Consider the following 12,144-nt stretch of genomic DNA (forward strand, 5'->3'; position numbering starts at 1 on the left):
AGGTAGCTCTTTTTTTCGGTGGTACACCACCGCGGCCTCACATCCGTCATCCGTGGGGCATGCCGCCGGTTTGGGGAAAATGCTCCATCCTACATATTGTTAATGCTGGACGATCAAACCATAACCCAATGCAGACAGCAATGGTGATTGCGTGAGTGAAAGGATTCACTGGGCTGATGTTTATGCAGCGAATGTCCGGCAGGACATCGCTCACCGTGTTGCGACCGGAATCACACCGTCAGGACCGATTCATATCGGGAACATGCGTGAAGTGATTACCGGCGATCTGGTGTTCAAGGCGATGCGCGACAATCGCCTTGAAGCGGAGCTCATTTATGTTGCAGATGATTTCGATCCTCTGCGAAAAGTGTATCCGTTTCTTTCGAAAGACTATGAAGCCTTTATCGGCAGGCCGCTCTGTGATATTCCATGCCCGTGTGGGGATTGCGCCAACTATGCGGAGCATTTCCTGCGCCCGTTTCTGGATGCGCTCACCGAACTCGACGTTCGGCCGAAAGTTATCAGGGCAAGCGCCCAGTACCGGAGCGGCGCCTACAGGGAAGAGATCCGAACGGTCCTTGAACACCGCAGTGAAATCAAGGAAATACTCGAGCGCGTATCAGGACGGACACTCCCGTCCGACTGGTCACCCTACTATCCGATTTGCAGTAAATGCGGCAGGATTGTGAATGTCCCCGTTATCGATCACGATCCCGCACGGCATACCGTCCGCTATGTCTGTGAATGTGGATGGGAAGGAATTTCGGACTATTCGCGCGGCGAAGGGAAACTTGTCTGGAGAGTGGACTGGCCCATGCGCTGGGCCCATCTCGGCGTGACGGTCGAACCGTTTGGAAAAGACCATGCGGCCGCGGGAGGGTCCTATGACACGGGAAAGGAGATCGTTGCATCAATCTTTCACGCGACGGCTCCGTTTCCCGTTATGTACGAGTGGATCAGTCTGAAAGGGCGGGGGGCCATGGCTTCCTCCACGGGGGTTGCGATCACTATCAATGCCATGCTCGATATCGTTCCTCCCGATGTGCTGCGGTACCTCATTGCCCGGTCCCGTCCCGAAAAGGCTATAGATTTTGATCCGGGCATGGGGCTCCTGACTCTCATTGACGAATTCGACCGAATCGCACAATCAGCTGAATCGCGTGAATACGAACTCTCACGCATCTCAACCAGCACGGATTCCATACCCTTCAGGCATATGGTCACTGTCGTGCAGATTGCACACGATATCGAAGGTGTGTTTCCGATATTGGAGCGCAGCGGGTACAATACGGACGACCGGGCCGTCGTAACCCGGCAGGCAATGCGTGCCCGGATCTGGCTCGATCGCTACGCTCCCGATATGGTGAAATTCAGTGTTCAGAAGACTCTCCCCCCCGCGGTCCACGGGTATTCCGGGGAGGAGCGTATTGCTGTCGAAGCCGTCCTTTCCGCATTCGCAACACTTCCGGAATGGCATGCCGAGCATCTGCACAACGCAGTGTATGCGGTTGGGGAAGAGACGGGGATCAACCCGAAAAAAATATTCACGGCACTCTACATCGCCCTGCTCGGCCAGAAGCGGGGTCCGAGGCTCGGATTCTTCCTTGAAGCGCTGGGAAAACAGTTTGTTATAAACCGTCTTTTAGAAACGGTGAGTGAAAGTGCTGAGTAAAGGGTGCATACTCTGTCGGGAAGGCGCGAAGATGGTGCTTTTCATTACGGGGAGATGCATGCGGGACTGCTGGTACTGCCCCATCTCAACGGAGCGCCGTGGCCGGGATGCTCCGTATGCAAACGAGCAGCAGATCTCGTCCCCCGATGAAATGATCGAGATAGCCGAAACGATGGATGCTCTTGGGACAGGAGTGACCGGGGGGGAGCCGATGATTGTTCCTGACCGGGTTATCGACTACTGTACCCGGCTGAAGCAGCACTTCGGGGCGGAGCACCACATTCACCTCTACACCGGTATCGCTCTCACGCGGGAAGAACTTGAACGCCTTCGGGGAATTGTTGATGAGATACGGTTCCATCCGCCACAGGAAATCTGGCCGGTGATAATGAAAAGTGAATTTACCCGGGCGATAGAAGATGCCCGCGATCTCGGGTTTGCCGTTGGAATCGAAGTCCCCTCACTCCCGCATCTCTCCGATCTCGAGCCCGTACTGCCCCTGCTGGATTTTCTCAATATTAACGAACTGGAATGGAGTGAAACCAATGCGGACGCAATGCGGCAAAAAGGAATGGAGTTTGAGGACAACTTTCATAACGCCGTCCGTGGTGCAGCGGAATGGGCCCGGACGATCCGCCGTGACCCTCGCGTCCGCTGGTGTTCCTCAGCGTTCAAGGATTCTGTCCAGCTTCGGGAACGCCTCAAGCGCATCGCACAGAATACCGCCCGTCCGTTTGATGAAATCACCGAGGACGGAACAGTTGTCTACGGCGTCATAGAACCTGCCATTCCCCTGCCCGGCATTGATCCCGGAATGTTCGATGTCTGCGGAGATCATATCGAGATTGCCTGGTGGGTGCTCGCCGGGGAGCGGGAGTCAATACCCGGAAAAAAGTACATCGTTGAACGCTATCCGAACGGCGGCATGGTGGTGGAGGTGATGCCCCTGTGAGCCTCAGAAGTATTGTTGAGGGATTGTACGAGAAATGGCTGGTACGGCAGATAGCACACATTCCCACCCACATTGCAGTGATTCAGGATGGCAACCGGCGTTTTGCGGAAATTTTTGGCAGGGATACGGGTTTCGGGCACCGGGCGGGTGCACGGACGACCGAGAAGATGCTCGCCTGGTGCCATGAACTCGGAATACGGCACATTACGCTCTATTCCTTTTCGACAGAAAATTTCAAACGCGATCAGACCGAACTGCAGGAGCTGTTCAACCTTTTTAAGGAGATGTTTGAAAAAGTAACGACGGATGAACGGATCCACACGCAGCGGATTCGGTTTCAGGTCGTCGGAGATCGAACACTCCTCCCCCCGGATTTACTTGCATCCATCGAGAGGGCTGAAGCGTCAACGGCAGAGTATGACACGTTTTTCCTGAATGTCGCCCTCGCCTACGGGGGCAGAAACGAGATCCTCCATGCCACACGGTCAATACTCCGTGAAGTCCGGCAGGGTCTGCTCAATCCCGATAACATTGACTCCGTGGTAGTCGGTCGGCACCTGCACGGCGGATTACAGCTTCCTCCCGTGGATCTGATTTTACGGACCGGAAATGAGAAACGTACATCCAATTTTCTCCCGTGGCTGGCAAACGGCAATGAATCGGCGGTTTATTTCGCCGCCCCCTACTGGCCGTTATTCCGGAAAATTGATCTCCTCCGGGCTATCCGGGTGTATGACCAGCGTATACAGCCCGGCAATCACTTGCCGAACCTGCGCTTGCGGAACTGATAATCTCTCAGTGCCCGCAGGAAATCCACTTTTCTGAAATAGTTCCAGTTAACATCCGAAAAGAAGAGTTCCGAGTAGACGGACTGCCAGATCAGGAAGTCTGTCAGATGGTCGCCTCCTGTTTTTATGACAAGATCGGGTTCGTACGGAAATGTAAGATACGACTCGATCATCTCCTCGGTCACCGTATCCGGATCCACGTGTGCATGCCCCATGCTCCGGATGCATCGAGTTATCTCCTCACGCCCGGAGAGGCCGACCGCAACCGTCACATCGATGCCTGTTCCCAGCACTTCCTTCATATCTCCGTACAGGAGCGTAAGATGGGCGATGGTCGCCAGAATTCGAATTTCATCCAGATAGTTTTCAGAAATTGTGGGACGGGAAGTACTGATATGGAAGATAACCGAGTTGATGGAGAGATCGCGGCACCATGACGTGACCTCACATATCTTTTCCGGTACGTCCTCCATATCCTGTTCTGCTATCATAAAACAGATTTTTTCAGGCAATGTCATGAGTTTCCGGGTCAGATGCCATTCATAAAAACGGTGTATCATCCTGTCCACTCCCGAAGATCCTTCAATGGTCGTGTATTCAGTACATCCGACTTTGCACACCACCCGCGCCGCGCAATTGCGATGCCGTGCCTCATGACAGCGGCATCCTCCCTGTGGTGTGCATCAGTACCGATTGCAAGAATAGCTCCATGTTTGTGTGCTCGCCTTACATAAATATCATCCAGATCGAGGCGATATGGTGATGCATTTATTTCAAGTGCGGTACCGGTGTCTGCGGCCGCATCGATGATCCGTTCCACATCGACAGCATAGGGCATGCGTTTCCCGAGAAGCCTCCCTGTGGGATGTCCGATGATATCGACGTGATCATTATGGATGGCAGAGAGAAGCCGCCGGGTTATCACATCTTCACTCTGGTTGAAGCCGGAGTGAACAGAGGCGATAACAAGTTCACAGTCTCCCAATACGGCATCAGGGAGGGCGAGGTTTCCGTCTCCCAGAATATCAACCTCAACTCCTGCAAGGACAGCGCACTCCGTTTTACGGTTTATCCGTTCGATTTCCTGCTGTTGGCGCCTGAGGTCTTCGCGATCAACACCGTGGGCAACCCCGAGGCTTGCCGAGTGATCCGTGCATGCGATGTATTCGTACCCGATTTCCTCACCAAGCCGGGCGATCTGTTCAATCGACATGGAACCGTCACTCCAGGACGAATGCACATGAAGATCGCCTTTTACATCCGCCGCAGTAAGAAGTGTCGGGAGGGCATGTGAGAGTGCCAGCTTAATCTCACCATGATCCTCTCTTAGTTCCGGCGGAATAAACGCCATGCCGAGAAATGAAAAAACGGATGCTTCATCAGGAAATGAGTGGATCGTGCCATTCTCACGCTCCGTGACTCCGTACTCGTTCAGTTTCAGCCCTCTTTCGAGGGCGATTTCCCGCATCCTGATATTAAACTGTTGCGAACCGGTCAGGTACAGGAGCATTGTCCCGGCATTTCCCTGTCCCGTGAAACGGATATCCACACGCCTTCCACCGGTCCTTAGCGATATACGCCGATCGCCTTCATCCAGTACCTCATCCGCTACGCTCCTGATCTTGGGGGTGACGCGCTCCACGGGTTCGGTTGTGACAATATCGATATCACCGATTGTGCTTGCACCGCGGCGGTAACTCCCGGCGATGGTAAAGGATGTTTCCGAAAAAAACGGTGCAAGCCGTGCGATGACGGCCTCCGCCTCAAGACGGGTCATGCGCCCGGTATCGCGCCGCCTCCGTCCAATCGCCCTGAGTATCGCCTCTTCCTTCTTAGCACCGAATCCGCGAAGTGAACGAAGACGCCGGTTTTTGGCTGCCGATTCAAGCGCCTCGACACTGTCAATGTGCATCCGTTTCCATAATGTATGCACGGTTTTCGGACCAACGCCTTCAAGATCAAGGAGTTCCACAAGTGTTGCAGGCACCGAGGACGCTATTTCTTCAAGCTCATGAATGACACCTGTGCGCGTATATTCAACAATTTTTCCGGCAATATTGACCCCGATGCCGGGAAGGGTGCGCAGTTCTGCCTCGTCCATCTCAGGAACCGGTTTCTCAAGCCGGTCAACGCTGTCTGCGGCACGGTAATATGCACGTATTTTAAAGGATTCCTCTCCGAGAATCTCCAGAAGATCGCCCATCAACCTGAGCTGCGCAGCCACTTCCCGGTTTATCCCGTGCATGTGATTACAGTACAGGCACAGAAGAACAAATGTATGACGGTGCCCCCTCTGTAACTTGGATCTATCCAAATCGCTAAGACGGGAAAGATGCAAATAATATCTGATGCTATCGTCCGCCCTCGAAGATGCCCTGGAGGCAATTCTTCACCGGGTCCCTGACGCCGGGAACCGAATATCAGAGGATGTTATAAGGGAAACACTCCCGGGGGATCCTGCCAGTAAGGATGCACTCCTTTCAGAACTCCTGATCAACGGTTACCTGCGTCTGGAACCGGAGGGTCAGTACGTGCTTACGGAAGCCGGGCGGGTACTTGGACATAAAGTGATCCTGAAACACCGGACACTCGAATGTTTTTTAACAGAAATGCTTGGGATGGATGCCGAAAAGGCATCGAAGGAAGCATGCCGACTTGAACATGAAGTTTCCGATGAGACGATAACCCGCCTGAAAACATATATCCAGAATCCGCATGTGCCCTGCGGGCGAGGCTGGCGGCGACGCGGATTCCGCCACGCTGAATGCGGGGGAATGCACACAATCTTGGATTTCCCGGAAGGGAGCAGGCTGAAAGTACTGGTTGTCAGAGGGGCGGGAGCATACCGCCGACTCATCGATCTTGGCATTATCCCGGGTGAAATACTTGAACTTCGCCGAAAACTCAGGAACGAGTCTATCGTTGTTAAGGTCAAGGGATGCGATGTCGCTCTCAGCCCTGAAATCGCACGCGGGATAGTCGTGGAGCTTCTTGTATGAAGATCGCCCTTATTGGAAATCCCAGCGTTGGCAAATCACTGATATTTAACCAGCTGACCGGACTCGGTGTTGAAGTGAGCAATTACCCCGGTTCGACTATTGAAATGAAGGGCGGAAATGTCTGTTACGAGCGACGGATGCTCGAAGTCGTCGACCTTCCCGGTATCTATTCGCTTGACGGCAATTCCGAGGAAGAGATACTGGTCAGGACCTTCCTTTCCGGCGGGGAGGCGGATGCGGTTATTGTCGTCATCGACGGCACCCGTCTTGAGCGAAATCTCTATCTGCTTACCCAGGTTGCTGAATTCGGCATCCCCATGATCGTTGTCATCAATATGATCGACGAGGTTACACGGAGCGGTCTGACAATCGACACCGACGCACTCTCGAACGAATTTGGCATTCCGGTCCTTGCAACAGCGGCATCGATCGGGCAGAACATCGATAAGATTATTCCATTCGTAATCACTGAGGCCAAAATCTCCTCCATTGAGATACCCTATGATACGAGTATCGAAGCGGCCCTGCGGAGCCTGAAAAAGCTAACGGGTGCCCGACGGAGAGAGGGCCTCTGGGCCCTGCAGGGCATTGGAACGGAGGACGGTCTCCTCGAAGCAGCCGCTACGATCGGTGAGCAGATAGAGGCACGGCAGCGGATGACAACGACTCAGATTATAGCGGCAAACCGCCATAATTATTCCAGCCGGATCGCCGCATCGGTTGTCAGGGAACGGACGGAAGAGACGGGATTCGATCCCGACCGGCTGTTAACAACCCCGATACCGGGCATTCCGCTGCTCATCATGCTCCTCGTAGGCATGCTTTCGATTGTTTTCGTTGTGGGTTCGTTCCTTGAAGAGATAATCGTCGGGCTGTTTGACGTCTATGCCGGAGCGCCTCTTCTCGCCGCCGGACTTACCCCCCTTGCCGAGACGATCGCCATGTCAATCGTCCTTGCCCTTCAGGCAGGCATCGGTATCGCATTCCCTTTTGTCTTTATCTTTTACCTGCTGATAGCCATAGTCGAAGACTCCGGCTACATGACGCGGGCGGCGTTTCTGGCCGATAACACGATGCACCATGTGGGGATGCACGGGGGAGGCATTATCCCTCTCGTTCTCGGACTTGGATGCAATGTTCCGGCAATTATGGGGCTCAGGATGCTTAAAAGCCGCAGGGAACGTCTTATAGGAGCTTTCCTTATCACAATGGTCCCGTGTTCGGCACGCACGGTTATCATTCTCGGAATAGTCGCAACATTTGTCGGCATACTCCCGGCGTTCAGCATTTATTTCATCGTTCTCGCGCTGATCATTGCAACCGGGATTATCCTGTCCCGTTTCACACCCGGTGAGCAGTTCGGGATGATTATGGAGATGGCACCGTTGCGATGGCCCCAACCGCGGAACGTTGTCTCAAAGGCATGGGGAAGGATGCGGGAATTTTTCCTCATTGCCATGCCAATGCTGCTCGTGGGGAGTGTGGTCCTCGGCCTTCTTGATTATATGGGAATAACCGAGCTCTACCAGGCAATTATATCGCCGTTTTCCGAGGGGGTGCTCGGGCTTCCCGGCTATGCGGCAAGTGCACTTGTCTTTGGAATTCTGCGAAAGGAGATGGCATTTGAGACGCTTGTTATTCTCGCAAAGACGGCTGACCTTCCCGCCGTGCTTTCCCCGTTGCAGCTGTATATTTTTGCCGTTGTCAGCGTCCTTTTCGTGCCCTGCGTCTCCACAATAGCGGTCCTCGTAAAAGAGATGGGATATCGCGTTACCATCGCAGTGACGGCTTATACCGTGACGCTGGGCCTTGTGGTGGGGGCGCTAATTCATCTTCTCTTCACCTGAAAGACCGTGTATCCAAAGCGGTGAACCGCATCCCCCGGGAGGGGATTTATTATAGGCACGCCACCAAACAGATACTCAGGAGGAAAGTCATGTTAACATTCGTCGGGCTCGGCTTGTACGACGAGGAAGATATATCCCTGAAAGGGCTTTCCTGCGTTAAAAAAGCACAGCATGTGTTTCTCGAATCCTACACCTCACAGCTTATGGGGACGAAGATCTGCGAGATGGAAGAGATCTACGGCAAAAAGATTCGGGTGATGTCACGCGAGGACGTAGAACAGAATACTGAAATGATTCTGGAACGGGCGAGAGATGAGGACGCCGTGTTACTGACGGGTGGAGATCCCATGGTCTCGACGACACATGCCGATCTCCGTATCCGGGCTGCCCGGGAAGGAATCGAGACACAGATAATCCATGGAGCATCCATATCGAGTGCGGTCTGCGGGATGTCGGGTCTTCAGAATTATCGGTTCGGAAAATCCTGTTCAATACCGTTTCCCGCGAAAGGCTGGTTTCCACTCACCCCGATTGAGACGATGGTTGCCAACAGGGAAATGAATCTACATACGCTCTTCTATCTCGACATCCAGCAGGATCGTTTCATGACAATTCCGGAGGCGATTGATCTGATCGGGGAGATGGCAGCCCGGAAAGGGTGGGAATCACCGTCACTCTATGTCGGTATCGCCCGTGCGGGATCGTCCGATCCGGTTGTAGCTGCAGGCAGTGCGAAGGAAATGGGAGAAGTGGATTTCGGACCTCCGTTGCATGTGCTCATCGTCCCTGCGGAACTCCATGTGATCGAACGTGAATATCTCGAAATGTTTGCGGGACTATGAATCTCGATGAGCTGGGACGGGTCTTCCGGCAGGCCGTTTCTGCGTCATCCGTTACCGTACCGGAACGAACCCTCCTCCATGCAGCCGGGTGCGAAATCCTTGAAATGGCTGCCGCGTATGCAGATGACGGGCAGACGTTCCTTACCTCGGGTGACGCAGTCAATGCACTGGCAAGTTTTGCGTATGGAAACGGATGGCTGGACGCAGGCCGGGAGCTCGGGTTAATCAGAAGCAATCAGGGCGGTGTGACGCTTCCCGATGCATCCGGCACGATTCCATACGACCTGCATATTCACCTGCATGAAAAAACAGGGCGATATCGGCGGATGCTCGAAAAGGCATGCTGTTCGGTTGCCTGTGCACCGGAACCGCAATCACCGGTATATCCCGGTTGCGACCGGATTTTGGATGTGGCCCGGAGGTCGTACGGAGGGGGCTGTACGTTCCTGGAACAGGGTGAGTGCGCAAACGCACTTGCATCTTTCAGCTACGGGTACGGGTGGCTTGATGCCGGGGTCAGATGCGGCCTGCTGTGGATTGAACGCAATAGAGACCTCTTCACCATATGAAGGCCTTAAAAGGTTTATAGTAGTATTAATTAACCTTGTAGCAGTGATTTCGCGGGCCGTTCCCTCATATCCGCTGCCGGTTCGAGAGGATGTTTCATGAAGAGAACACAATTAAAGTGGCTGGCAGTTTCGATTGGATTTAGCGTTGCTGTGCTGGCCCTTGTTCTCTATTTTACCACGGATGAGTCCACACTTGATTATCTGAGCCGTCTCGACCCGCTCTTTCTTTTCCTCGGACTTGCCGTGCACATGGCAGCCCTTTGTTTCTGGGCGTTGCGCATTCAGTTCATGTCGCGATCACTTGGATACCGGGTTAGGTTCGGTCATTGCCTGAATATGGTGCTGGCGAATATGCTTGTTGCAGCGATTACACCGTCCCAGGCGGGAGGCGAACCCGTCAGGATTCACGAACTCTATCGTGCGGATGTTAAAATAGGAGATGCTACGGCGATTGTTATCATGGAGCGCGTTCTCGACGGGATCGTCCTCGGAAGTATCGGTGCGATCGCCATGCTCCTCCTCTCCACGTACTGGCGTTCAATTGAGCTCAATGTTGCCACACCGATGTTTATATCGTGGATATTCGTATCGGGATTTTTGATAGTCTTTGCCTACTCGGTGAGGAATCCGGATCTGTTGAAGCGATTACTTCACCGCTTTTCCGACTGGCTCGCACGTCGCTGGACATCACGGTATATCGACCGTTTTGTCGGTGCGATTGACCATGAGGTGGATAATTTTCATGACGGTCTTGTCACTTTTGTTGGAAGAGGGAAAGCAGGCGTTTTATGGGGCATAATATTTACGACTGCTTTCTGGTGCTGCGAATTCATTATCGCGTCGCTTATTCTGATAGGGCTCGGGGAACAACCTCATCTTATCGAGTCCTTCATAGTACAGCTCATTATCGCCATTTTGATGATGATCCCCCTGACTCCCGGTGGTTCCGGTGTTGCCGAACTGAGCGCGACGTCACTGTACGGTATTTTTGTTCCGTCTTCTATCGTCGGTGTATTCGTTGTTCTCTGGCGTCTGATACTCTTCTATGTCAATATTATCATAGGCCTCCTTGCCAGCATCTATATTGTACGCCGGGAACTGATTTATCGGACGATCGGTTTGAAGAAGAAGGCAGGACTCCAGGAAGGAACAGATGTCGTCACCTCCCGGAGAGAGAAACGATAGTCCTAAAATGATGCGCGAATAATGTTCAGTTTGTATGAAGTGGGGAATATGGCGGGAGTAAACGATACGAAAACAATACTTGTCGTGGATGATGACCCCATGATTGTGGATGTACTGATGCGCATGCTGGAGATGGATGGCTATCACCCGATATCGGCACGGAGCGGCAGGGAATGTCTGGAGGCACTCGGAAAGCGGCATCCGGATCTGATCCTCCTGGATATCATGATGGATCCGGAGGACGGCTGGCAAATCCTGCAGGAAATCAAGGCGAATCCGTCCATACGCGACATTCCTGTGGCCATGCTTACTGCGAAACAACTTACCCCCGATGAAGTAAGCCGGTACGGGACTCTCATTGAGGATTATATCATGAAGCCGACAACTCACAGACAGCTCAACGAGTCGATCAGGTATATTCTCTCCCGGCATGAGGGGATTCTGGAAGAAGTCAGAAAAGCTCGCGATTTCGGCGCGGATTCCGATATTATTGATGAATATGCCGTCCTTGCCCGCCATGTCGATGTCTCGAAGCGTCTCATCGACGCGCTGGCCGTTTTTTATGATGTGACAAATGCCGGAAAACGCGGTCCTGTCGGGCAGAACATAGCGCAAACAATCCAACAGCTCTCAATGATTACGCGGATCCATGAGGAGCGTCTTCTTCATATCCGCTCATTGATGCATTCCACCTGATATCAGAATACAATAATTTCCTGCCAAAACCTTATCCATCTGTACAACATTGACACCGACATGCACCTCAGGCAGTGCAGCGTCAGGGGGGTATTTGTCATGGTGTCGGATCAGGGTACCGCCCCGACCGTTGTTCTCGATGTCAACGAAGATGCCTGCATTCCGATTTTCATCGGTCTATGGGAGGCAATTTCAATATCCCAAGGTCTCAGGGGTGATGTGCTGTCACGACCAATCACTCATGATCTCTTTATTGAACTGATAAACCGGTATGCGATCAGGTTGACAGCGCTTCACATCGATGCGCTCGAGGATGGTGTTTTCTATGCAAAACTCCTCTTTGCCGGAGATCGCGGAAATGAATCGATTGACTGCCGTCCAAGTGACGGCATTGCCATCGCACTTCGTGCCCAGGTGCCGGTATGCGTGGACGAAGACGTTATCGAAAAGGCAGGAGTAGATAGAAAATTACTTGCAGATATGAGAGATGTTGCTACTTATTTTAATTAATAGTTCAATAAGAACAGGTCAAGGAAAATGATAGATGAGTAATAGCAGCTCACCGTGGTTCCCGAGAACTCTCGTATCTCAGTA

Annotated in this window: 12 protein-coding genes; 10 read left to right on the forward strand and 2 right to left on the reverse strand. The window is 52.9% G+C overall.

What is annotated here, in order from left to right; translation table 11 throughout:
* Nucleotides 1-151: 151 nt before the first annotated feature.
* From APR53_01470 to APR53_01480, 3 genes are read left to right on the forward strand one after another with little or no spacing between them, the layout of a single operon-like run.
* Nucleotides 152-1,672 carry a lysine--tRNA ligase gene (locus tag APR53_01470; GenBank protein KQC03177.1) on the forward strand — a complete coding sequence of 507 codons (1,521 nt, stop codon included), beginning with the start codon at nucleotides 152-154 and terminating at the stop codon, nucleotides 1,670-1,672.
* The gene (locus APR53_01475; GenBank protein ID KQC03178.1) at nucleotides 1,662-2,624 is read left to right on the forward strand and encodes a radical SAM protein; all 963 of its coding nucleotides are present in this window, start codon (nucleotides 1,662-1,664) and stop codon (nucleotides 2,622-2,624) included. The genes APR53_01470 and APR53_01475 overlap by 11 nt, the downstream gene beginning before the upstream one ends.
* Nucleotides 2,621-3,412, forward strand: a complete 792-nt coding sequence (locus tag APR53_01480; GenBank protein KQC03179.1) for a UDP pyrophosphate synthase — start codon at nucleotides 2,621-2,623, stop codon at nucleotides 3,410-3,412. The genes APR53_01475 and APR53_01480 overlap by 4 nt, the downstream gene beginning before the upstream one ends.
* Here the strand turns inward: APR53_01480 and APR53_01485 are convergent.
* Nucleotides 3,382-3,972, reverse strand: a complete 591-nt coding sequence (locus APR53_01485) for a di-trans,poly-cis-decaprenylcistransferase (protein ID KQC03180.1) — start codon at nucleotides 3,970-3,972, stop codon at nucleotides 3,382-3,384. The genes APR53_01480 and APR53_01485 overlap by 31 nt on opposite strands.
* Nucleotides 3,969-5,657 (reverse strand): hypothetical protein, encoded by a 1,689-nt coding sequence (locus tag APR53_01490; GenBank protein KQC03181.1) that lies wholly within the window; start codon nucleotides 5,655-5,657, stop codon nucleotides 3,969-3,971. The genes APR53_01485 and APR53_01490 overlap by 4 nt, the downstream gene beginning before the upstream one ends.
* Before the next feature lie 103 nt (nucleotides 5,658-5,760).
* Between APR53_01490 and APR53_01495 the strand changes: the two genes are divergently transcribed.
* The 7 genes from APR53_01495 to APR53_01525 all read left to right on the forward strand — a co-directional run bounded on the left by APR53_01495 (nucleotide 5,761) and on the right by APR53_01525 (nucleotide 12,060).
* Complete coding sequence (locus APR53_01495; protein ID KQC03182.1) at nucleotides 5,761-6,411, forward strand: hypothetical protein; 651 nt, start codon at nucleotides 5,761-5,763, stop codon at nucleotides 6,409-6,411.
* Nucleotides 6,408-8,258, forward strand: coding sequence for an iron transporter (locus APR53_01500; protein ID KQC03183.1), 1,851 nt, complete (start codon nucleotides 6,408-6,410; stop codon nucleotides 8,256-8,258). Before APR53_01495 ends, APR53_01500 begins: the two co-directional genes overlap by 4 nt.
* Before the next feature lie 89 nt (nucleotides 8,259-8,347).
* Nucleotides 8,348-9,100: a diphthine synthase gene (locus APR53_01505; protein KQC03184.1), complete on the forward strand. Its 753-nt coding sequence runs from the start codon at nucleotides 8,348-8,350 to the stop codon at nucleotides 9,098-9,100.
* Nucleotides 9,097-9,669, forward strand: a complete 573-nt coding sequence (locus APR53_01510) for a hypothetical protein (protein KQC03185.1) — start codon at nucleotides 9,097-9,099, stop codon at nucleotides 9,667-9,669. The genes APR53_01505 and APR53_01510 overlap by 4 nt, the downstream gene beginning before the upstream one ends.
* Before the next feature lie 96 nt (nucleotides 9,670-9,765).
* Complete coding sequence (locus APR53_01515; GenBank protein ID KQC03186.1) at nucleotides 9,766-10,854, forward strand: lysylphosphatidylglycerol synthetase; 1,089 nt, start codon at nucleotides 9,766-9,768, stop codon at nucleotides 10,852-10,854.
* A gap of 48 nt (nucleotides 10,855-10,902) precedes the next feature.
* Nucleotides 10,903-11,550 carry a two-component system response regulator gene (locus APR53_01520; GenBank protein KQC03188.1) on the forward strand — a complete coding sequence of 216 codons (648 nt, stop codon included), beginning with the start codon at nucleotides 10,903-10,905 and terminating at the stop codon, nucleotides 11,548-11,550.
* Nucleotides 11,551-11,610: 60 nt separating this feature from the next.
* Entirely contained in the window at nucleotides 11,611-12,060 is a 450-nt protein-coding gene (locus APR53_01525) for a hypothetical protein (GenBank protein KQC03187.1), read from the forward strand.
* Nucleotides 12,061-12,144: the final 84 nt, after the last annotated feature.

The organism is Methanoculleus sp. SDB (genome assembly GCA_001412355.1).
Taxonomy (GTDB): Archaea; Halobacteriota; Methanomicrobia; order Methanomicrobiales; family Methanomicrobiaceae; genus LKUD01.

Coding starts and splice junctions, on each gene's coding strand:
- APR53_01510 (KQC03185.1), top strand. CDS start 9,097: ATGAATCTCGATGAGCTGGGACGGGTCTTCCGGCAGGCCGTTTCTGCG.
- APR53_01500 (KQC03183.1), top strand. CDS start 6,408: ATGAAGATCGCCCTTATTGGAAATCCCAGCGTTGGCAAATCACTGATA.
- APR53_01490 (KQC03181.1), bottom strand. CDS start 5,657: ATGCACGGGATAAACCGGGAAGTGGCTGCGCAGCTCAGGTTGATGGGC.
- APR53_01520 (KQC03188.1), top strand. CDS start 10,903: ATGGCGGGAGTAAACGATACGAAAACAATACTTGTCGTGGATGATGAC.
- APR53_01485 (KQC03180.1), bottom strand. CDS start 3,972: ATGATACACCGTTTTTATGAATGGCATCTGACCCGGAAACTCATGACA.
- APR53_01515 (KQC03186.1), top strand. CDS start 9,766: ATGAAGAGAACACAATTAAAGTGGCTGGCAGTTTCGATTGGATTTAGC.
- APR53_01495 (KQC03182.1), top strand. CDS start 5,761: ATGCTATCGTCCGCCCTCGAAGATGCCCTGGAGGCAATTCTTCACCGG.
- APR53_01525 (KQC03187.1), top strand. CDS start 11,611: ATGCACCTCAGGCAGTGCAGCGTCAGGGGGGTATTTGTCATGGTGTCG.
- APR53_01505 (KQC03184.1), top strand. CDS start 8,348: ATGTTAACATTCGTCGGGCTCGGCTTGTACGACGAGGAAGATATATCC.